Origin of the sequence: Amycolatopsis thailandensis, assembly GCF_002234405.1 — a bacterium.
Classification (GTDB): domain Bacteria; phylum Actinomycetota; class Actinomycetes; order Mycobacteriales; family Pseudonocardiaceae; genus Amycolatopsis; species Amycolatopsis thailandensis.
Map to the genome: position 1 here is coordinate 58,576 of NZ_NMQT01000020.1, position 21,320 is coordinate 79,895.

General features: G+C 65.6%; 18 protein-coding genes and 2 pseudogenes. 13 read left to right on the forward strand and 7 right to left on the reverse strand.

Annotation, left to right across the window (positions count from 1 at the left end):
* Positions 1-30 precede the first annotated feature (30 nt).
* From CFP71_RS06380 to mutM, 5 genes and pseudogenes are all read left to right on the forward strand, one after another.
* Positions 31-648 (forward strand): YceD family protein, encoded by a 618-nt coding sequence (locus CFP71_RS06380; RefSeq protein WP_093932899.1) that lies wholly within the window; start codon positions 31-33, stop codon positions 646-648.
* Between the two features lie 72 nt (positions 649-720).
* A complete protein-coding gene (gene rpmF, locus CFP71_RS06385) occupies positions 721-903 on the forward strand; it encodes a 50S ribosomal protein L32 (RefSeq protein WP_005160412.1) in 183 nt (60 codons plus the stop codon).
* A 15-nt stretch (positions 904-918) separates the two neighbouring features.
* Complete coding sequence (gene rnc, locus CFP71_RS06390; RefSeq protein ID WP_208635892.1) at positions 919-1,665, forward strand: ribonuclease III; 747 nt, start codon at positions 919-921, stop codon at positions 1,663-1,665.
* A gap of 112 nt (positions 1,666-1,777) precedes the next feature.
* A pseudogene (locus tag CFP71_RS06395) lies at positions 1,778-3,131 on the forward strand (chondroitinase-B domain-containing protein).
* A gap of 121 nt (positions 3,132-3,252) precedes the next feature.
* Complete coding sequence (mutM, locus tag CFP71_RS06400; RefSeq protein WP_093932900.1) at positions 3,253-4,104, forward strand: bifunctional DNA-formamidopyrimidine glycosylase/DNA-(apurinic or apyrimidinic site) lyase; 852 nt, start codon at positions 3,253-3,255, stop codon at positions 4,102-4,104.
* Between the two features lie 747 nt (positions 4,105-4,851).
* On the opposite strand, the gene CFP71_RS06405 is transcribed toward mutM, so the two are convergent.
* The 3 genes from CFP71_RS06405 to CFP71_RS06415 are packed head-to-tail and all read right to left on the reverse strand — an operon-like array spanning position 4,852 to position 10,738.
* Complete coding sequence (locus CFP71_RS06405) at positions 4,852-6,042, reverse strand: GIY-YIG nuclease family protein (protein ID WP_093932901.1); 1,191 nt, start codon at positions 6,040-6,042, stop codon at positions 4,852-4,854.
* Positions 6,039-8,024, reverse strand: coding sequence for a DEAD/DEAH box helicase (locus CFP71_RS06410; RefSeq protein WP_093932902.1), 1,986 nt, complete (start codon positions 8,022-8,024; stop codon positions 6,039-6,041). Before CFP71_RS06410 ends, CFP71_RS06405 begins: the two co-directional genes overlap by 4 nt.
* Positions 8,021-10,738, reverse strand: a complete 2,718-nt coding sequence (locus CFP71_RS06415) for a class I SAM-dependent DNA methyltransferase (RefSeq protein ID WP_093932903.1) — start codon at positions 10,736-10,738, stop codon at positions 8,021-8,023. Before CFP71_RS06415 ends, CFP71_RS06410 begins: the two co-directional genes overlap by 4 nt.
* Positions 10,739-10,775: 37 nt before the next feature.
* Between CFP71_RS06415 and CFP71_RS45305 the strand changes: the two genes are divergently transcribed.
* The 5 genes and pseudogenes from CFP71_RS45305 to CFP71_RS06440 all read left to right on the forward strand — a co-directional run bounded on the left by CFP71_RS45305 (position 10,776) and on the right by CFP71_RS06440 (position 13,776).
* Entirely contained in the window at positions 10,776-11,183 is a 408-nt protein-coding gene (locus tag CFP71_RS45305; RefSeq protein ID WP_167406016.1) for a nucleotide-binding domain-containing protein, read from the forward strand.
* 188 nt (positions 11,184-11,371) lie between these two features.
* Positions 11,372-11,523: pseudogene (locus tag CFP71_RS43380) on the forward strand (zinc finger domain-containing protein); the annotation flags it as partial.
* Between the two features lie 67 nt (positions 11,524-11,590).
* Complete coding sequence (locus tag CFP71_RS06430) at positions 11,591-12,031, forward strand: helix-turn-helix domain-containing protein (RefSeq protein ID WP_093932905.1); 441 nt, start codon at positions 11,591-11,593, stop codon at positions 12,029-12,031.
* The gene (locus CFP71_RS06435; protein WP_093932906.1) at positions 12,032-12,595 is read left to right on the forward strand and encodes a hypothetical protein; all 564 of its coding nucleotides are present in this window, start codon (positions 12,032-12,034) and stop codon (positions 12,593-12,595) included.
* Complete coding sequence (locus tag CFP71_RS06440) at positions 12,592-13,776, forward strand: MAB_1171c family putative transporter (protein WP_093932907.1); 1,185 nt, start codon at positions 12,592-12,594, stop codon at positions 13,774-13,776. The genes CFP71_RS06435 and CFP71_RS06440 overlap by 4 nt, the downstream gene beginning before the upstream one ends.
* A gap of 426 nt (positions 13,777-14,202) precedes the next feature.
* Here CFP71_RS06440 and CFP71_RS06445 read toward each other — a convergent pair whose 3' ends face one another.
* The 4 genes from CFP71_RS06445 to CFP71_RS06460 are packed head-to-tail and all read right to left on the reverse strand — an operon-like array spanning position 14,203 to position 16,531.
* A complete protein-coding gene (locus CFP71_RS06445; protein WP_093932908.1) occupies positions 14,203-14,556 on the reverse strand; it encodes a DoxX family protein in 354 nt (117 codons plus the stop codon).
* 27 nt (positions 14,557-14,583) lie between these two features.
* Positions 14,584-15,273 (reverse strand): ABC transporter permease, encoded by a 690-nt coding sequence (locus CFP71_RS06450; RefSeq protein ID WP_093932909.1) that lies wholly within the window; start codon positions 15,271-15,273, stop codon positions 14,584-14,586.
* Positions 15,270-16,157, reverse strand: a complete 888-nt coding sequence (locus CFP71_RS06455; RefSeq protein ID WP_093932910.1) for an ABC transporter ATP-binding protein — start codon at positions 16,155-16,157, stop codon at positions 15,270-15,272. The genes CFP71_RS06450 and CFP71_RS06455 overlap by 4 nt, the downstream gene beginning before the upstream one ends.
* Positions 16,154-16,531: a GntR family transcriptional regulator gene (locus tag CFP71_RS06460; protein ID WP_005160428.1), complete on the reverse strand. Its 378-nt coding sequence runs from the start codon at positions 16,529-16,531 to the stop codon at positions 16,154-16,156. Before CFP71_RS06460 ends, CFP71_RS06455 begins: the two co-directional genes overlap by 4 nt.
* Positions 16,532-16,695: 164 nt before the next feature.
* On the opposite strand from CFP71_RS06460, the gene CFP71_RS06465 reads away from it, so the two are divergent.
* From CFP71_RS06465 to CFP71_RS06475, 3 genes are all read left to right on the forward strand, one after another.
* Positions 16,696-17,019 (forward strand): PadR family transcriptional regulator, encoded by a 324-nt coding sequence (locus CFP71_RS06465; RefSeq protein ID WP_005160429.1) that lies wholly within the window; start codon positions 16,696-16,698, stop codon positions 17,017-17,019.
* Positions 17,016-18,260, forward strand: a complete 1,245-nt coding sequence (locus CFP71_RS06470) for a DUF1700 domain-containing protein (RefSeq protein WP_093932911.1) — start codon at positions 17,016-17,018, stop codon at positions 18,258-18,260. Before CFP71_RS06465 ends, CFP71_RS06470 begins: the two co-directional genes overlap by 4 nt.
* A gap of 170 nt (positions 18,261-18,430) precedes the next feature.
* A complete protein-coding gene (locus tag CFP71_RS06475; RefSeq protein WP_093932912.1) occupies positions 18,431-21,244 on the forward strand; it encodes an ATP-binding protein in 2,814 nt (937 codons plus the stop codon).
* The last annotated feature ends 76 nt before the right edge of the window (positions 21,245-21,320 follow it).

A 21,320-nucleotide genomic window follows, 5' to 3' on the forward strand; every position in this document is an offset into this window, starting at 1 on the left:
GGTGGCGGGGGCTGCGTACCCTGGTAACCGATGTCTGAGAACAAGTCGCCGCAGGCCAGGCCTGCGCAGCTGGACGACCGGAGCCCGTGGGTGCTCGACACCCGCGAACTCGGCCGTCACGCCGGCCTGAGCAAGGCCGTCCAACGCACCGTGCCCGTCGAGACCGCGCTCGGGGTGCCCGACGTCATCACCATCGACGCCGGCTCCAGCCTCGAACTCGACCTGACGCTCGAGTCCGTCGTCGAGGGTGTGTACGTCAGCGGTACGGCGTCCGCCGTCGCGACAGGGCACTGCTCGCGGTGCCTCGACCCGATCACCGAGGACGTCGAGGTCGACCTGACCGAGCTGTTCGCGTACCCGGGTTCCGCGACCGAGGAGACCACCGACGAGGACGAGATCCCCCGTCTGGTGGACGACCGGATCGACCTTGAGCCGACGGTCCGCGACGCGGTGGTGCTCGCGCTCCCGCTGGCCCCGCTGTGCACCGAGGACTGCCAGGGTCTGTGCACCGAATGCGGTGTCAAGTGGGCCGATCTCCCGCCCGGACACGGGCATGAGAAGATAGACCCTCGGTGGGCCGCGCTGGTCGATCGTTTCGACACCGAAACGGGCGATGACCAGGCCGATGGCCCCGGAAAGCAAGCCTGACGAGCACCAGCTCGTTCCGGAGAAGCAAGTTCGCTCGCGACCGCGGGCAGACCGTCTGAAGGAGATCTACTCGTGGCCGTCCCGAAGCGGAAGATGTCGCGATCCAACACCCGCGCGCGCCGCAGCCAGTGGAAGGCGGCTCCGGTTCAGCTGGTGCCCTGCTCCAACCGCGCCTGCAAGCAGCCGAAGCTCCAGCACATCGCGTGCCCGGCCTGCGGCCAGCACAACGGTCGCCAGGTCGTCGAGCCCGCCTGATCGGCAGCTGACGACATGGGGGGCAAAACGGCCGGTGGACCGCCCGCCGACCCCGCACCACTGCTCGAAGCGCTCGGGATCACCATCGAACCCGGGCTGCTGACGCTGTCGTTGACCCACCGTTCTTATGCCTATGAGAACGGTGGGTTGCCGCCGAACGAGCGCTTGGAGTTCCTCGGGGACGCGGTGCTGGGTCTGGTCGTCACCGACCACCTCTACAACACGCATCCCGATCTGGCCGAAGGTCAGCTCGCGAAGCTCCGTGCCAGCGTGGTCAACATGCACGCGCTGGCCCGGGTCGCGCGCGGCCTCGGTGAAGGCGGGCTGGGCAAGCACCTGTTGCTGGGCAAGGGCGAAGAGCTCACCGGCGGCCGGGACAAGGCGAGCATCCTCGCCGACGGTCTCGAAGCCGTCATCGGCGCCGCGTACCAGCAGCACGGCATCGACATCGCGCGCAAACTCGTGCACCACCTGTTCGACGACCTGCTCGCCGAAGCTCCGCTGCGCGGTGCCGGTCTGGACTGGAAGACCAGTCTCCAGGAGCTGACGGCGTCGGCCGGACTCGGCGTACCCGAGTACAAGGTCGAGGACACCGGACCCGATCACCGCAAGGAGTTCAGCGCCACCGTCCTCGTCGGCGGGCGCGAACTCGGCTACGGCTCGGGGACGACCAAGAAGGAAGCCGAGCAGAAGGCCGCCGAGACGGCCTGGCGCCAGCTTTCGGCCGAGCTCGACATCGAGCAGCCGCCGAAGACGACCTGAGTCCTCTTCAGCGGGACGTTTCGTTGACGTCCGAGTCGGTGAATCAGTAACGTCGACGCAGTCCGCCGCCACTGACGCGACCTTTCGGGTCGCCTTGTCGAGAGGTCGGCGGATGCGTCATTTCTGTCTCGTCACAGCAACGGCTCTGGCCTTGGTCGCCGCTCCGGCCACGGCGTCGGCCGCTCAAGTCGTCCGGGTGACTTCGCTCGGAGCGCTGCAGTCCGCGATCGACAAGGCAGGCCCCGGCGATGAAATCCGGCTGGCCGACGGAAGCTACTCGGCGGGCTCGGCCATCTCGATCAAGCGGTCCGGGTCGGCGAGCGCGCCGATCACGATCACCGCGGAACACGTCGGCCAAGGCCGAGATCAAGGGAGCCACGGGTTTCGCGTTCTCCTCGAACGCGTCGAACGTCGTCCTGCGCGGCTTCAAGTTCCGGCACGGCGGTTCGCTGAACGTGCCCGCGGGCAGCACGCGCAACCGGCTGACCCGGCTCGACGTCCAGCTCACCGGCGGCGGGAACTGGGTCACGCTCAACGGGAACGACACCGAGTTCGACCACAACGTGCTGCAGAACCGCACCAGCCAAGGCGTCTTCCTCCAGGTGCTCGGGCCGTCGGACGACATGGCCAAACGGGTTCGCGTGCACCACAACTACTTCTACAACCACCAGTTCACCGGTTCGAACGGCGGCGAGTCGATCCGGTTCGGGCTGAGCAACCATCAGAAGTATAAGGCGGACGGGATCGTCGAGTACAACCTGTTCGAGAAGGCCGACGGGGACTCCGAAGCGATTTCCGTGAAGTCGTCGGACAACGTCGTCCGGTACAACACGATCCGCGACGGCCGCGGGTTCATCGTGCTGCGCCACGGGGACCGCAGCGTGGTGGAGGGGAACATCCTGCTGGGGAAGTCCGGGATCCGCTTCCACGGCAACGATCACAAGATCGTCGGCAACTACGTGAACTCCACGGCGAACCGCGGGATCGTGTTCGGCTCGGGCAACGAGGCCGACAGCGGACCGGACAGCAAGCTCCACGACCGGCCCGACCGCGTCGTGGTCGCGTACAACACCGTGGTCGGCACCACCGACGGCATCCATGGCGACGGTGGCGACTTTAAACCCAAGGACTGCGTGCTGGCGAACAACATCCTGCTGGGGACGGGGACGCTCGTGAGCATGCCCGGTGGTTCGGACGTGAAGTACGAGGGGTACATCGTCTGGGGCGGGCCCGCCGGGATGCCTTCGAGCGGGTACAAGGCCGTCGATCCCCAGCTGGCACAGGACTTCCGGCTGTCCGCGGGAAGCCCGGCGATCGACGCCGGTGTCGGGTCCTATCCCTTCGCGGGGACCGACATCGATCTCCAGGCGCGGTCCGGGAAGTTCGACGTCGGGGCCGATGAGCTGCTGGCCGGCGGGACACGGAAGGCGTTGACGAAGGCGGACGTCGGGCCGCTCGCGCCCTGACCCTGGCGGGCTGAAAGCGTCCTTCACCGCATCCGACGCGGTGAAGGACGCTTTCGTCGCATGGCATGCGGGGAAAGTCCCCTTCAGCCCGCGTCCGGCGCCCAGTGGGAGAATCGGCGGCATGCCCGAACTCCCCGAGGTCGAGGTGGTCCGTGCCGGGCTCCAGGCGCACGTCGCCGGCCGGACGATCACCGACGTCGAAGTCCTGCACGCCCGCGCCATCCGCCGCCACGAACTCGGCGCCGAGGACTTCACCGGACGCCTCTCCGGCACCAAGATCACCGCCGCCCGACGTCGCGGCAAGTATCTGTGGCTGGAGCTCTCCGACGGCCAGGCCATGCTCGCGCATCTCGGCATGAGCGGCCAGATGCTCGTCCAGCCCGACGACGCGCCCGACGAGAAGCACCTTCGCGTGCGGTTCCGCTTCGCCGACAACGGCCCGGAGTTGCGCTTCGTCGACCAGCGGACCTTCGGCGGTCTCGCGCTCGCGGACCTCACCGAGGTCGACGGGACGGCGTTGCCGGGCACCATCGCGCATATCGCCCGCGACCCGATGGACCCGCGGTTCGACCTCGACCAGGCCGTCCGCGCGCTACGGTCGAGGCGGACCGAGATCAAACGCGCCCTGCTCGACCAGACCCTCGTCTCCGGCATCGGCAACATCTACGCCGACGAAGCGCTCTGGCGGTCCAAGCTCCATTGGTCCCGCCCGACCGACAAGCTCACCGCGGCCCACGGCCGCACCGTGCTCACCGCCGCCAGCGAGGTGATGGCCGCCGCGCTCGTCGCGGGCGGGACGTCGTTCGACGCGCTTTACGTCAACATCAACGGCCAGTCCGGCTACTTCGACCGGTCGCTCGACGCCTACGGCCAGGAAGGACTGCCGTGCGGCCGCTGTGGGACGGCCATCCGGCGGGACCCGTTCATGAACCGCTCGAGCTATTTTTGCCCAGTCTGCCAGCGAAAACGCTAGCTGAGGAGCGTCAACAGAGCCGCACGCGCAGTTGAGATCATCACTACATGACCGTTCTCCGACGTCCTTTACGTCCTGCGCATAGAAGTTGTCCGCGAGACACAGGCGAGAGGAGGCGTCACCGGTATTTGATGGCGGTCGCGACTGCTCCGCGAGGAGCCTCGAGGCCGTCTTGCAGCGCAGAGTTTGCTGTGTGCAGCTCCGACTTGCCGCCAATCCCAACGTTCGCTATACGTGTCTCGCGGCACTGGTAAATGGCCGTGATCTGTCGGACGCGGCGATGATGCGACGGGAGACCTGTAGAATCCGAGACCGAAGAAGGAGCCACCCTGGCGGTCACCAGTATCCATCTCAACCCCCAACTCATCGAACGTGCCAAGGCGCTCACCGGTGCGAGGTCACCGCGTCGTCCAGGATCTCGCCGTACGTCGACTCGTCGAAGGGGCGATGATCGGATGGCATCGCCGAGCTCCCCGAAATCTCAATGCTGCCGTGGTCCGCTCTGTCGAGGCGTCGCGCCCTGGGCGCTCAGCTGGAATCGAGGGCGGAGAGTGGAACCTGACGTTGGATTCGGTCGACGCACTGGCACATCAATTGGGAGTCGCCTCCCTGATGCTCTTGGACGCAGCTGCTGAGTTGCTGCGGCGGCGCAGACTCACTCCGGGGTATTCATTCACGGGTGTTAGGTCCGCTGGCTCCGAGGTGATGCTTACCCGGAGCCAGCGGGACGCTCCACATATCGCCAGCTCAGCTGTTCCTACTCAGTTTCTGAGACCGTGCGTCGTAGACGTACCCGACGATGTCGCCGGAGATGATCAGCTCAATCGCCTGATCGATGACATTGAGCGGGACTACGAACCACTCCGATGGGTCGTAGTCCCGGCCCTTGCGGTCGATCTGGGTGATGCAGAGCCGCACTTCGGCGAAAACACGGTGCAGGAGATTCTCAAGGGCCGAGGCCCTCAGGTTGTAGGCGCGGTAGTTGGCTACCACAGCAACCGGTGCCATCAGGTACGTCGGCGACTTCTCGGCGTTCTTGATCCGCTTCTCGACAGGACCCCGTGAGAAGCCGATCTTGTGCAGGTCATTGATGCCGGCGATCTGAGGGTCATCGCTCAGGGAGCGGAGCACATAGATGTAGCCGCTGACCTCGTCGTCGGTGAGGATCTCGGGCATCTCGGTTTGGGCGAGGATCTGGCCGTCCTCGTCGCTGAGTCGGATCGCAAGGGACTGGCGGTACATCGAGGACTCGGTGCCGTTCTCGAAGATGCACCTGAGTCGTTCACGCTTGTTCTCACGGACGGTCGACTTCTTGTACTCGGTTTCCCCGACTTCGGCGATGAACAGCATTACACCGTTGAGGACGAAGAATGCGCCGGGGACGATGTGAGCCATACCAGGGTAGGGCAGGAGCTTGGACGTGCTCGCTCGAAGCTCGGCGTGCTTCTGCTTGAATAGCGGTTCGAATTGCCCGAAGTCCTCAGCCTTGCGGCGGCGTGCGGCATCCGTGTCGTACACCTGGCGCCGCCCCGGTAGATCGGACACATCCAGCAATCCTGAGTCATCGTCGAGCAGGTGGAAGTCGTCGCCCTCGAGCAGGTCATCGATTGACGCAGGAGCCTCGGGGACGTCGAGCAGGCCGAACTCATCGAGCTTCTTGAGCGCTGTGATCTTATCTTCGTTGGCAAGGATCCCGTCCAGTCGTGCTCCCAGCTTGCGCTCGGCGATCTCTCGCGTTGTCGAGCTGGGGGCCCGACCGTGGGTGCGCCGAAACTCGACAACCTCAAGAAAGGCGCGCTCCAAGCGATCGGCCGAGGTGACCTTCTTCGGCTTCTCCGGCGTGTCTAGGAGGCCATCGAGATCGGAGTCGATCAGTGCCTGTATGTCGACTGCGGAGTAGGGGATGTCAACTGGAGCGAAGTCTTCGTTACTTGTCATGACTCGTCGACTGTCTGTGTGGAGCGTTGCTCCGCGAGGTGCTGTTGCTTGCGCTTTTGCAGGTACAACAGTGCCTCGGCGTAGCGCTTCTCGGTGGGGTCTTCCGAGCGCACATCAGGTTTGCGGCCGTTGACCTTGGCCCACTGCTGGATCTTCGGGAACAGAGAGAAGGCCTCTTCGTCGGTGAACTCGATCCGGGTGGCGGTGATCGCGTCGGAGATGATGCGTAGCACCGAGGGGGTGACGGCCTTCGACATTACCTCGAAGGCCCGCTGGAACGGGTTGACGGAGTCAATGAGGTTGATGTTGATATCGTCGATGTTGACGAACTTCTCCGACATCTTGATGAACCGCTTGTCGCCGACCTCGCGGACCTCGCCGTTCTTGATCACCGAGTCTACGACGACCTGCTGGCGGAGTTCCTCCACCTGAGACTCATCCAGGTCGGGATACCGCTCGCGAATGATCTTGGGGATCAGTACCTTGTTCGTCGTCTCCGGAGCCACAGATCCAGCGGCGGCCTTCGCGAAAGTGTCGTCCTGCAGGATCGTCGCTTTGAGATCGTTCAGGTCAGTTTCCACGATCTGCTTGACCCGGTTGGTGGACGGCTCCTTGAAGCCCTTGATTGTGATGACGCCCGGTGGGGGAGCACTGCCTTCGCCGGGGTGCTTGGTCTTGAAAGTGAAGTTCTGTGCCAGTACCTGCTCCATCAGCAGCGAGGCGGTGATGGCCTTGAGCATGTTGTTCACCGACACCTTGACCTCGCCCTGGGGGGCATCCGGTTCGGCGATCAGATTGGTGAACTGGGCGTGTTCCTTGCCGGGGGAATCCCGGGTGACGCGGCCGATGATCTGGATGACCTCGGTCAGCGAGGCGCGATAGGCGATCGTGAGTGCGTGCTCGGCGAAGGGCCAGTCGAACCCTTCCTTGGCCATCCCGAGCGCGAGGATGACGTCCACAGCGTCACGGTCCTTCGATGCGACGGTCGCGAGATAGTGCAGGGTGTCTGCGCGCTTCTTCTGATCCGTGTCGTCGACGAGGTCGGCAACCCGCAGGATCACGCCGGTGTCTGAGCGGCGAATGCTGATGATCCCCGTGTCGGGGTCGGTGTCCTCGACGTGGCCGATCGAGTCGATGATGAAGCCGACCTCTTCGATCTTGTCCTTGGTGGACTCGCCCGAGTTCACGTTCGGGATGTGGATGATCGTCTTCTTGTTCAAGTCGAAGACCTCACCGATCGCGTCGGTGTAACGGCCCTGATAGAAGTGGTGGCCAATGCCGAGCGAATGCAGGTACTGGTAGCCGTTGAGCTGGTCGTAGTAGTTGAACGTGACCGGAGTGAACTTCTCCTCGTCCTCGGCAGACAGGATTGGCACCGAGTCGCCGCGGAAGTACGAGCCCGTCATCGCGACGATGTGCGCGTCCGAGCCGTTCATGACCGCGCGCAGCAGCGCCCCGAGCCGGTTCGCCTCGGTGTCGGCGGACACGTGGTGGAACTCGTCGATCGCCAGCACCGTGCCGTCGAATGCGTCCGGGGCGAGCTTCTCGAACGCAAACCGCAGCGTCGCGTGGGTGCAGACCATGATCGCGTTGGGGCCGTTCAAGAAGTCAATGAATGCCCCGACCTTGCCCTGCGATGAGCCGGGATCGCAGAGGTTGTGCTCGGGCTTGACCTCCCAGTCGGCGAAGAACCCATGCTCGGTCAGCTTCGTCGACGCGAACGACGCCCCGATCGACCGTTCAGGTACGGCGACGATGACCTTCTTGCGGTCCTGGTTGTAGAGTTTGTCGAGCCCGACGAACATCAAAGCCCGTGACTTGCCGGAGGCTGGCGGAGCCTTCACCAACAGGTGCTGGGCATCGCGCTTGGTGAAGACGCGCTGCTGCATCTCACGCATTCCTAACGCGTCTGTGTTGACCGATCCACCCGTGCGGGCGTAGGTCACATCGACGATGTTGACCGGCTTCTTGATCTCGTTCACTTCCGAGCACCCCTCGTCTTCTTCGTCGGAGCCTTGGCAGCCTCCTCGGCAGTCATCGCTTCATACATAGCGAACAGGTCCGACAGTCTTTGCTCATCGGTCTCGTAGCCGCGCTTGGAGTAGATCGAGTCCACCAGCGCATCGACCTCGGCATGCGCCTGCCGCAAGTCGGTGAGCATCAGATCCGGGTCGTACAACTCAGCAAGCGTCTTTTCGCAGTGGTACTCCCGCACATCGAGCACCCTGAGTCCCGCGAACGTGAGCTGTTCCTTTGCGGACTCGGAGAGCGGTGGTACGGGAAAATTGTTGTAGACGATCGTGTTTGAGTACTGGTAGTCCTCGCGCATTCGCCCAGAGACTGCATTCACCCAGGCCATGTGCACGCGTGAGGTAAGGATGGCAAAAAGCCACGGTTGCGCGTCATATACCGCGTACCCCTTGTTTGAGACAACTGTGTCGGCATCCAGGTAGCCTATGGGAATGTAATCGCGACGCCCGGAGGAGATGCTTGGAACCATGATCGACTCTGTTGGCCTGTATGCTGGCTGCTTGAACTGCCATGGTTTATCTGCGAGATCTCGAGTTGTCTTGTCATTTCGATCGCGACGGAAGTCCGCTACCTGCCTGAGCCTCGGGGCTAAAGCGGGAGTGGACATTGCCTTCGAAGCATCCTCCGGCTCGACCCACAGGCAGTATCGCTCGCCATCGTTAATGAACTCCGACGATCCCATGTAGCGCTTGACGAAAGAAGCGGTTTCCGGTGCTGAGGCTAACAGTGCATTACGTTCGGCAGGGTCAAGGATGAGATGCCCGCCGTCCGACGGTTGCGACCCACGTATCATCCGAGGGAGAGCAACTCCCAAAGGACTGGAGCGACGGGCGATAATGACTGTCGGGCCGTCGGCAAGGTATCCGTTGATGTTCTTTGCTTCGATCTTCAGATCGTCGGCGTACAGATACTTTGAAGCAGTCGACTGGTTGCGGAGACTGATGACCGCCACGGTAACGCCAGCATTGCGCTTGGCGTTATTCTCCCATTTGAATGAGGTGTAGGCGAATCCAATCTCGATTCCGTCCGTTAGTACGCTGGGGAACATTAAGCCAACGTGGTCCCCTTGGGCTGCTGAATTGGTGGTTACAAAGGCAAGTTTTGACCGTGTGCCGCGAATGTAATCAGCGCCTTTGACGAACCAAAGTGCAATGTAATCGAGATTCCTCGAGAATGGGCGATGGCCGAAAACCACTGGGAACTCGGCCTTTTGGTCGCCTGATTGCATACTTGATCCTACGTACGGGGGATTTCCAATCAGGAATATCTCCGTTTGGCCATCGTTCGGGCAGGCCGAGTTCCAATCAGTGCGGGTGGCGTTGCCGGCGTGGATCTGGCCGGTCTCCTTGAGTGGGATCAATGGGATTGAGACGTTGAACTTTTCTTTAAACTCGGCGTTCATCTGGTGCTTGGCTATCCACAGGGATAGGATTGCGACCTCGACGGCGAAGTCGTCGATCTCGATGCCGTAGAAGCTCTCGATGTTGATCTTTGACTCGGCGAATAGGACCTGATGCTTGGGGTCGAGGTCGGCGAGGCGCTCGAGGATTGCATGCTCGAGCTTGCGCAGCTCCTTGTAGGCGATGACGAGGAAGTTCCCCGAGCCGCAGGCGGGATCGAAGACCTTGATCTCGCTGATCCGTTCCAGCAGCCGCTCGAGCTTCTTGACCGAGTCGAATCCTGTGTCGAGCTGCTCCTTGAGTTCGTCCAGGAAGAGGGGCTCGATGGTTTTGAGGATGTTCGGCACCGAGGTGTAGTGCTGACCCAGGTCGGAGCGCTTGCCGGGAGTGACGATCGCCTGGAACATCGACCCGAAGATATCCGGGTTGATCCCGCGCCAGATCAGAGACCCGGACTCGATCAGCTGTTTCCGGGCCTTCTTTGTGAACGTGGGCACCACATCGTCCGGGGTCATCTTGAAGAGGCGCCCGTTGACGTATGGGAAGCCAGTCAAATACCGGGGCTTATCGCTAGATTCGGCGGTGTCGAGGGCAGCGAAGAGGTCGGTGAGGAACTCGGCGACGTCCGAGCCGTCGGCTTGAGTCTGTGATCCGACGGCGTTGGTGAACTGGTTCTCCTCGAAGATGCCCGTGTCCTCTGCGAAGAAGCAGAACAGCAGGCGGGTGAAGAAGACGTTCAACCCATGTCGGCCGTGCGGCAGGTCTAGTAGATATGGGTTTGCGGCGAGCAACTCATCAAAGAGCCTGCCCATACGTTCGGCGGCCTTGACATCGGCGTGTGCTTCCGCGATGTACTGCGCCTTCTCCATGCCAGCCCAGGGTAGGAAGAAGGTGAAGTGCTGGTTGATGTCCTGGATTGGGATCATCAGGTTTTCGCCGGTTTTGGTATCGACAGCGAGGAGCTCGGCGTAGTCGGTGACGATTACGAAGCGCGTACTGTATCGCACCACGGTTGGCGCGGTCTTGAGCTCGTCGATGACGGCGAGTGGGTTGTCTGTGGTCTCCTTGAAGTAGACGACGTTCTTTTGCGCAACCTCGGTCTCGGGGTTATCCGCGACATTGAGCGACCCCTTGCGAAGTCGCGTGACGTTACCCTGTGGCTTCCCGTATGCCATGAGAAGTTGGAAGATGAACTCACGGTCGTAGGAGCTTCGTCCTCCGAGTGGTGCGACCCGCTCCTCGACGGACTTGAGGTTGAGTCTCACCAACAGTCGTCTCCTCTCCACAGCCCGCTAGGCTACCTTGGAGGATCCTATCCAGGAGCTTTCGCTGTGGGTTCGAGGCTCGGCTGAACTTAGTTCCCGATGGTCCTCCGCACGTCGCGGTGTACACATCCGCCTTGCGCAGCGCGGGACACAACTCTTCGAGGTAAGGATCCTGTTTAAGACCGACAAGAGCCTGAGACTTGTGGTCACCGGCTGCATGGGTGAGCAGCTCTACGACGTGCGATGGAAGGGCGGAGGCCGAGTGGCGGGGCGTGATCCGAGGGTAGATCGTCGAGTCGACCAGGCCGGCACCCAGGTGGAGTACTCGGACTTCAAGGGCGAGCATGTCGTCGAGCGCTACGTCGTTAAGGACGGCGTCGTCGCCCGCGACCGGATCGGCGTGCCGATCAGCAACACGAGCGTCAAGGCGTCCGCCGTCTCGTAGAAGCTTCTCAAACACCGGCCAGGCAGCCCGACTGCTTCTTCGGCTGAGCCCCCATCCACATTGAAGTCGGAGGTCGTACGCTGGGAGCGGCCAAGCCCATCGCAGGGTGACATTCGGTCGAGCAGAACCACATCTGTACAGCGAAACGCACTCATCTTGGCGTTGCAGTAGATCAACATATCTGACGCGGGAAGGAGGAATACTTCGACCGGTAGCTCGACGCCTACGGCCAGGAAGGGCTGCCTGCGGCCGGTGCGGGATGCCCATCCGTCGAGACCTCTTCATGAACCGTTCGTCGTGCTCCTGCCCGCGTTGCCAGCCACGCCCTCGCGTGAGGTGAAACTGACGTGTATGAATGTGGGCATCGCGTCAACTAGCATGAACGGGCACGACATGTAGGGAGTGGGATGGTGGCCGCGACCGAGCCCGGGAAGACGACGCTCGCCGACAAGATCGACAAGCTGTTCCAGATCGTGCTGAGACCCGATCGTGAGCCGTACAGCCACGAGGAGGTCGCCAAGGCCTGCCGAGAGGCCACCGGCGAGAGTTTCTCGACGACGTACCTGTGGCAGCTGCGTACCGGTCGCCGGGACAACCCCACGAAACGGCACCTCGAGGCGCTCGCCCAGTTCTTCGGTGTCTCGCCGGCGTACTTCTTCGACGACGAGCAGAGCGCCAAGATCGCCGAGGAACTCGCGCTCCTGGGGGCCCTTCGTGACGCCGGGGTCCGCGACGTCGCGCTGCGGGCCGTAACGCTTTCCCCCGACGGACTCGACACCATCAGCGACATGATCGACGCGATCGCCCGCAGGGAATCCGGACGGGGCGGCTCGAAGAGGGAGGCGTGAGTGGATCGCCGTCGCAAGGAGTTGTGGCGCCGCTGCCGGAGTCTCGCCGACGGCGTCACCCTGCCCGAACCCTTCGACGCCGACGCCTTCATCGCCGAACTCGCCGCCGAACGCGGCCGACCGATCGAATTGATGCAGGTCAGCGTTCCCTCCAGTGGCCCGTGCGGGCTGTTGATGAGCACCGAGCGCACGGATTACATCCTCTATCCGACCAACACCACCGCCCTGCACCGGCGGCACATCCTGCTGCACGAGGTCGGCCACCTGTTGTGCGGTCACGTCGGCGCGGACGCCGGAGCCGACGGGATCGCGCTCGACGCCGCCGCCAGCAAGACCCTCATGCCGAACCTGTCACCCGAACTCGTCCGTCGCGTCCTCGGCCGCACGGGGTACAGCGCCGTCGAAGAGCAGGAAGCCGAACTGCTCGCCAGCCTGCTGGCGCAACGCGTCGCCCGGACGGCGGTGCGTGGCGCGGCGCGCCTCGACGAGAGCGCGAGCGACCTCGCCGGTGAGATGGCCAGGGTCGACAACCTCTTCGGCAGCCGGAAACGACGGCTTCCGTGACCGAGACCATCGCGTACTTCTGTTGCGTGGTGGCTTGCGCGGGTTTCGGATACAAGCTGATCCAGGCCAGGCACACCCAGCCGGTGCGGCGGATGTGGTTCCTCAGCGCGTTCGGGATGTGCATCGCGGGCGGCATCATGCTGCTCACCCCGGCGATGGAGAACGCCGTCGGCGTCGAAGAACCCATCGGCAGCCTGCTGAACCTCGCCGCGGACGTGCTCAAGATCGGCGCGATGGCCTTCGCGGTCGCGTTCGCGCATTCGCTGAAACTGGGGGAGGGCAAGCGGATCGGCTGGCACGCCTTGCTGTCCTGGGTCGTCGTGGGCGCGGAGATCGTGCTCTTCTTCCTCTCCGACAGCTATCGCGTCGGCGAGCACACCGCCGCCGGACCGGGAAGGCTCGGCTGGTTCGTCGCGTACAACGTCCTCTTCCTCGCGTACGGCTTGATCAGCCTGCTGACCTTTTCGATCGTCTTCGCCCGCTTCGCGCGCCATGCCGATCCCGGCCCGCTTCGCACCGGGCTGTGGCTGCTCGTCGGTGGCGGGGTGTCGGCGCTGGCCTGGACCTTCTGGGACGTCGACGACATCTACGTCCTCGCCACCACCGGCGCGGTCGACGCCGGCGAGGACACGCTCTCGGCGATCCTGGCGGCGCTGAGCGTCGGGCTCGCCGGGGCGGGCGCGACGCTCAGCGTGTGGGGGCCCGCGCTGGCCGCCCCGTTCCGCCTGATCGGCCTGTACCGGACGTACCGCCGGATCGAGCCGTTGTGGACCGCGCTGCGCGAAGCCGTCCCGGGAATCGCGCTGGACCCGGGTCCCGGGATGCCCGGCGGCGTCGAATTCGCCTTGTACCGCAGGGTCATCGAGATCCGGGACGGCCATCTCGCGCTGCGCCCGTACTTCGATCCGGAGGTCCCGTCGGCCGCGGAAGCCGAGGCCCGCAAGGCGAAGACCCCCGAAGCCCGGCTCCCCGCGACGATCGAAGCCGCCGCCTTGGCCGCCGCGATCGTCGCCTCCGGGGCGGGCCGCCGGTACGCCCCCGACGACATTCCGGCGACCTACCTCGACGAGCCGGACATCGCCGCCGAAGCGGCGTGGCTGGTGGAAGTCACGCGCGCCTGGCGACGGTCCATTGTGGTCGGTCGCATCCGGGACCGGGCGCGGGAAGCCGAACTCGCGTGATCAGAGCCGGAACTCGCGTGCTTGGAGCCGGAACTCGCGTGATCAGAGCCGGATCTCGCGTGTTTGGGGCCGGATCTCGCGTGCTTGGGGCCGTGATACACGAGTCACGCCTTCAAGCACGCGAGTCACGTGTTCAAGCACGCGAGTCACGTGTTCAAGCACGCGAGTCACGTGTTCAAGCACGCGAGTCACGTGTTCAAGCACGCGAGTCACGTGTTCAAGCACGCGAGATCGGTGCTTGATCACGCGAGTTCCGACCGCTGGCCCAACGCGCTCCGCAGCGTTGTGAAAGCCACTTCCGCAACGCTGAAGGTTGCGAAAGTGGCTTTCACAACATCTGTAGCCGGGACGGCGACTGGCAAATGATCGAGCACGGCACCGTGTCTTTCCCGCAAGTGCACGCGACTTGCGACGCGACACCGCTCGCTAGGCGGCGAAGACCCCGGTGACGGCGGCCGCCGCCGCGATCAGCGCGAGCCAGACCGGCGGGACGACGTCCTTGGCCCCGTCACCCGCCCGCACGTGGGCGATCGCCGCCCCGATCAGCAACGCCGTCAGGCCGATCGCCGCGGCGATCCCCAGCGGGAGCCAGAAGAAACCCGCCACCAGGCCCGCCGCCCCGGCGATTTCGAGAGCGCCGATCCCCTGGATCTCCCGGACCGAGAAGCCGAGCCTCTCGGTCCGGGAGATCAACGACGGCTGACGCAGGACCTTCGCCACCCCCAGTACGGCGAAGATCGCGGCCAGCAGGACGGAAAGCACGACGGAAACCACGGCCATCACGGAACTCCTCGGTGCGAAGGGATTTCAGACCGTGACGCGGCGCATCGTGGCGAACCCGCCGGCACCGGCGACACAGACCAGGATCGCGAGCGCCCCGGTCAGGCCGCCGACGGTCAGCGAGCTGAAGAACGTGCCGAGCTTCGACCACGAATCGGTCCAGGTGAGCACCAGCCCCACCCCCAGCAGCACCAGGACCTGCGCGGCGGCGAACAGGACCACGCCCAGCACCGAAGCGCGCCGGTAGATCAGGCCGTACCACATGCCGTAGAGGAACATCAGCGTCAGGAACACGAACGCCGTGAGCAGCGTCAGGTACCAGGGACCGTCGAGCAGCCAGGGCACCCGGAAGTAGTTGAGACCGAGCCCCCAGCCGCCGGTCGCCTCCTCGATCGCCTGGAACACGGTGATCCCCGCCGCGTACAGCGCGGAGAGCCCGGCGACCAGCAGGACCGTGCCCAGGTAGTACGACCGCCTCGACACACCGAGCGCCAGCCCGAACGGCAGCGACTTCGTCATGCTCATGGCACCGCAGACGAGCATGAACACGAACAACGTGAACAGGCCGCCGGAGTAGTTCTCCTCGGGTTTGTCGGGAAGCAGCGAGAAGATCGCCAGGTTCACCCCGAAGGCGAAGAGCGTGACGCCGATCGGGAGAACCAGGTACTGGAGCCGGTCCACCAGGTGATAACGCGCGACATTGACCAAGGTGTTCATGCGGACGCCTCCTCTGCGGTCTGTCCGTTGGAGGTGTGCACCATCAATTGCTGCAGCGACAACGGTTCGAGCTTCAGGTGCAGGGCCTGTGCCCGCGCCTTCGCCGCCGCGTCGAGAGCGTCGGCGACGGTGACCGAAGCCCGCGAACCGATCTTCCGGCGGTGCAGCACCCGGCGTCCGGAAACGAAGTCGTCCACGGCGATGGCTGGCCCGCTGACCGTGGCGGCCGAGCCGCGCAGGTCGTCGGCGGCCGCGTCGAGCACGACGCGGCCCTTGTCGATCATCACGACGTGCTCCAGCAGATCGGCCACTTCGTCGATCAGGTGCGTGGAAAGCAGCACCGTGCGCGGGTGTGCCGAATAGTCGTCGAGCAACCGGTCGTAGAACAGTTGCCGCGCGACGGCGTCGAGGCCCGCGTACGGCTCGTCGAGCAGCGTGAGCTCCGCTCGTGCCGCCAGCCCGATCGTGATCGACAGCGCCGAGCGCATCCCTCGCGAGAGCTTCTTGACAGGGCGCTTCAGCGGCAGATCGAAGTCGCGGAGCAGCGTGTCGGCGAGTTCGGCGTCCCAGTTCGGGTAGAACCACGACGCCGCCGCGAGGGCGTGGCGGACCTTGAAGTCGGGGAACTGCTGGTCCTCGCGGACCAGCACCAGGCGCCGCAGCACCCGCTCGTTCTCCACCGGGTTCTCCCCGAACACGCGGACCGAGCCCGCGCTGGCGAACTCCTGCGCGGTGATGATGCGCAGGAAGGTGCTCTTGCCCGCGCCGTTGCGGCCCAGCAGGCCGGTGATCTTGCCTTCTTGGATGTCGACCGAGACTTCGCCGAGCGCGAGGTGGTCGCCGTAGCGCCGGGTCAGGCCGGTGGTCGAAATGGTCGGCGTCATGCGGCGGGTCCTCCGTTCCGGTGTCCGTTCCCGCGGATGAGCGAGATCAGGGTTTCGTCGTCGATGCCGAGGCGCCTCGCTTCGATGAGCATCGGGTCGAGGTACTGCTCGGCGAACCGCTGCCGCCGGTCGGTGAGCAGCTTCTGCCGCGCGCCACCGGCGACGAACATGCCGATACCGCGCCGTTTTTCGAGCAGGCCGTCGTCGGCGAGCACGTTGATTCCCTTGGCCGCCGTCGCCGGATTGATCCGGTAGAAGGCGGCGAGTTCGTTGGTTGACGGCACGCGTTCCCCCTCGGCCAGGCTTCCCTCGGCGATGTCGTCGGCGATCTGTTCGGCGATCTGCACGAACAGGGGCGTTCCTTCGTCGAGCACGACACCTCCGTTCCCAGTCGTCGTGCACCCTCCCCGGGTGCGGTGGTTCATTACTGGACTAAGTAACCCACGAACCACCGGTCGGGCGCAAGTGGCTTCCGCCGTGCGCACTACTGTGCAATGCGTGGTACCTTCTGTTGCGTAAGACTGGGAGGGACGCGACTGTGGAGATCAGTCAGCTACTTAAAGGCGTGCTGGACCTCGCCGTTCTCGCGGTGCTTCGCGGGGAGGACGGCTACGGCTATGACGTGCTCCGAAGACTCCGGGTCGCGGGGTTGCAGGAGGTCGGCGACGCTTCGGTGTACGGGACGCTCCGGCGGCTGTACAAGGCCGGCCTGCTGACGTCGTACGTGGTGCCGAGCGAAGAAGGCCCGCACCGCAAGTACTACAGCCTCAACGAGCCGGGTCGTCAGCGCCTCGAAGAGTCGGGGCAGACCTGGCGGACTTTCGCCACGACAATGAACAGCCTGTTGGGAGAGGCAGCATGAGCACGCAGAATCCGACCGCCGTGCGGGTGTATCTGGCGAGGGTCAGGAGCGCGCTCGCCGACCTGCCCGAGAGCGAAGTCGAGGAGATCCTCGAAGACGTCCGGCCCCATCTCGCCGAAATGGAGGCGGAACTGGGGGACAATCCCAAGGTCGACGCCTTGATCGAGCGGCTGGGCAGCCCCGAAGGCTACGCCGCCGAATTGCGCGCGTCCGGTGGCTATCCGCCGCGCCCAGCCGATTCGGGCGACAAGACTTCTCTCCTGAAGGTGAAGACCGGGATCGGCGGAGCGCGGTTCGCGTTCTGGGGACTGGTGTTCTCCATGGGCGGGTTCGCGCTGTTCGGTTTCGCGGCCGCGGTGTGGGTCCGGGTGGAACCGTTGCTGGGCCTGCTTTTCATCGCTCCCGTACTCGCCATCAGCGTCGCCTACGTGGTCCGCCGGGGCGTCGCCCCGATCACCGAACTGCCCGAGGTGGTCAAGCTCCGCGAGATCGTCAAGTCGTTCCAGAGCAACAGGAACGGCAAGGGACTGACCTACTTCCGGGCGCTCAAGCCCGCGTGGTGGGTGCTGTGCGCGGCGGTGCTGGTGGTGTTCGGCCTGCTGCTCATGCTTCGGGACACCGAGGCGGTCCTGTTGCTGCCGTTGATGTTGCTGGCGGCCGTCGCGGTGGTCTGGGCGGGACCGAAGCTGAAGACCGACCGGCGGCTGCTGTGGCTGGCCGTGCCGATCTCGGCGTTCGTCATCGGCAGCATGCTCGGCGGGGCGGGCGCGGCCGTCGACCTGATCGCGAAACGGTCCTACGGCGGCAGTTCCTACAACAGTGGCTACACGCCGAACTACAACGACAACTACGGCAACCCGCAGTTGATGTACGGCAGCCAGGACGTGGAGAACATCTACGCGTTCGACGCCGAAGGCAAGCCGCTGACGGAGATCTATCTCTACGACGAAAACGGCCGTCCGCTCAGCACGACCAGGTACGCCTGCGAGAAGAGTACGGGCGAGAAGCGGCGGGTTGGCGACGACAACCGCTATCCGCGCCCGCTCGTCGAGCGAGGTGTCGAGGACGGTCAGGGAAGTCGCAACGGCTACAACGGTTCCCGCGGCTACTGCGAGGAAAGGGCCGACATCCCGTTCAGCGCGGCGATCCCGAAGGGCGCCCCGGTGCCGCCTTCCGCGACACCCCAGGCGCCGCCGTCTTCCGTGACGCCGCCGTCGGGCTCCACCCAGCCGACGCGCTAGGTGGTCCGGGCGGGGGCGGACGTCGGGGGCCGCCTTCGCCCGATTCGGGGGATAGCTGCGAAAGTCACTTTCGAAGACATCGGGGATCGAGAAAGTGGCTTTCGCGGCATTTCCCTTTTGTGACCTGGCGGAGCATTATCGGTCCAGGTCATGGCCGCTACTCTTTTCGAATGCGTCACCGCGACGAGCCGACTCTCGAACGCGAGCGCGAACTCGGGAGGATCGAAGCGGCACTCGATTCCGCCACGGCGGGCGAGGGCCGGGTTGTGGTCATCGAAGGCCGGGCCGGGATCGGCAAGACCCGGTTGCTCCAAGAGACCCACGCGCTGGCGAAAGGCCGTGGGTTCGGCAGGGTGCGCGCTTTCGGTGACGCGCTCGAAGGAGCGATGGCCTGGGGCGTCGTCCGTCAGCTGGTCGAGCCTTCGATTTCCCGCCACGACAGGGAAAATCTCGGCGGTCCGGCCGTCGCCGCGCTCCGGGCGCTCGACGTCGCGGCCGGCGATCCGAGCGAAGCCGAACTGGCCAGGACACTGCACGCGTTGTGGTGGGTCGCGGTCGACTTCTCCTCGGTCCGGCCGTTGCTGATGACGGTCGACGACGCGCATTGGGCGGACCCGTCGTCGCTGCGATTCCTCGTCTACCTCTCCCGCCGGATCGCCGATCTGCCGATCGTGCTCGTCGTGGCCACCCGCCCGCCCACCGGGAACACCGGGCCGCTGGTCCTGCTGAGCCTCTCGCGACAAGCGGAACGCGTGCTGCCGAAGGCGCTTTCGCCCGAAGCGCTCGCCGAACTCATGGCCGCCCGCGGGGTGCTCCCGGCCTGGGCCGTGGTCACTTCGCTGCACGAGGCCAGCGGCGGAAATCCTTTTCTGGCCAGGGTTCTCGTCGACGAACTCGACGCGCTCGGACTGCCGCTGGACACCGGCGCGACCGCGACCGAGATCGAAAAACTGGGCCCCAGCGCGGTTTTCCGCACGGTGCTGGGCAGGCTGCCCGACGACGCCGTCTCGCTCGCCGGGGCGATCGCGATCCTGGGTACCGGCGGCGATCCGTGGCAGGCCGGAGCCTTGGCGAAGCTGGACGTCGCCGGGCTTTCGGCCGCCGCCGAAGCGCTGATCTCGGCCCACGTGCTGACCACCGACGGCGACCAACTCGTCTTCGTGCATCCCGTCGTGCGGGAGGCGGTTCTCACCGGCCTGGGGCCGATCGCCCGTGCGGCGCTGCACGGTGGCGCCGCGAAGGCGTTGTGCGCGGCGAAAGCCCCGGCCGACCGGGTCGCCGCTCATCTCGCGCAGGCGCCGAGAGGCACCCTCCCCGGCTCGGCCGGGATCCTGCGCGAGGCCGCGGCCTCGCTGCTTTCGGCGGGTGACCCGAGAACGGCCGCCGCGCATCTGCGCCGGGCCGTCGAGGAGAGTCCGGACGACGCCGCGTTGCGGGCCGAACTCGGCCACGCGCTGCTCCGCACGGGCGAGGCCGTCGAAGCGCGGCGACAGCTCCTGGTGGCCGCGGACGGGGTTCCCGACGCCGAACTCGTCGCGGCCGCCGCGTCGGCCACGACGGTCGTCGACGGGCCCGAAGCCGCCGTCACCGAACTCCGCGAGGCGATCGCCGCCCGGCCCGGCGGCCCGCGCGATCCCGGCCGGATGCATCTGGAGGCACGGCTCGCGGTGATCCGCTCGTTCCTGCCGCACCATCGGCGGACGGCCTCCGACCACCTCAGCGCGTACGCGAGCTTGAGCGGCGGCACCCCCGACGAGCGCACCCTGCTCGGCCTGCTCGCGCAGATGGGGCGCTACGAGGTCCGGCCCGCGGACGAGGTCGCCGCGACCGCCAGCCGCGCGCTGGCCAACGGCGCCTACTTCGAAGACGCCACCGGGAGCATCGACGTGATGGTCGGCTGGGTGGTCGCGATGCTCGCGCTGATCTCCGCCGACGGGATCGACGAAGCCGGATGGGAGATCGAACGCGCGCGGCAACGGGTACGGGAGCACGGCTCGCCCGTCGAGTTCGCGATGGTCGCCAACGCGGCGCTGTTCCTCGACTGGCGGCTCGGCGATTTGAGCGTCATGGAGGCCGAAGCCGAGGGGGCGCTCGCCGCCATCGGCGCCGAAGAGCCGTCGCCGCAGGTGATCGCGATGCGGGCGACGGCGACGCATTTCCTCTCCTACGCCGCCTTGGAACGGGGCGATCTCGAAGGCGCCGCCGAGGTGCTGGCGCGGTTCGACGGCGATCACGGCGACGGCCCGAGCATGATGCCGACGATGTGGCTGCACGAACCCCGCGCGCTGATCGCGCTCGCCGTCGGGAATCCCGTGCTCGCCAGGACACAGGCGTTCTTGCAGCGCGACGAGATGCGCGCCGTCGGCGTCGACCCGCCGACCATTCCGTGGCGGGTCCCGGCGGTGCGCGCCGCGCTGCAGCTCGGCGAGTCGGACCACGCGCTGCAGCTGGCCGAGGAGCAGGTGATCATCGCGCGGAAGTGGGGGACCACGACGGAGATCGGCGCGGCGCTGCGGTTGCTCGCGCACGCCGACGGCGACCGGCGGCTGGACCTGCTGACCGAGTCGGTCGGGGTACTGGAACGGTCGCCCGCCCGGCTGCATCTCGCGCGTTCGCTGGTCGACCTCGGCGAGGCGACGCGGGGCACGGACGCGCGCGCCCCGCTCAACCGCGGGATCGAACTGGCCGCCGAATGCGGCTCGGCCGTGCTGCGCACCCGCGCCGCCGCGGCGCTGGAAGCCTTGGGGGACCGGCCCCGGCGGACGGCCCTCGCCGATCCGTCGTCGCTGACGGCGAGCGAGCGGCGGGTCGCGGATCTGGCGGCGTCCGGTCGTGCGAACCGCGAGATCGCCCAGGAACTGTTCGTCACCCCGAAAGCGGTCGAGAACCACCTCCGGCGGATCTACACGAAACTCGGCATCGCCGGACGGCGAGGGCTGGCGCGCGCCGAATTCCGGATGCGGGAACGGCGCCGGAGGACGTAGCCTTCCCGGCAACGCGTCGACGGAGACGAGTAGCCAAGGGAGCACGCGAGACCCAGAGAGCCGCCGGTAGCTGGGA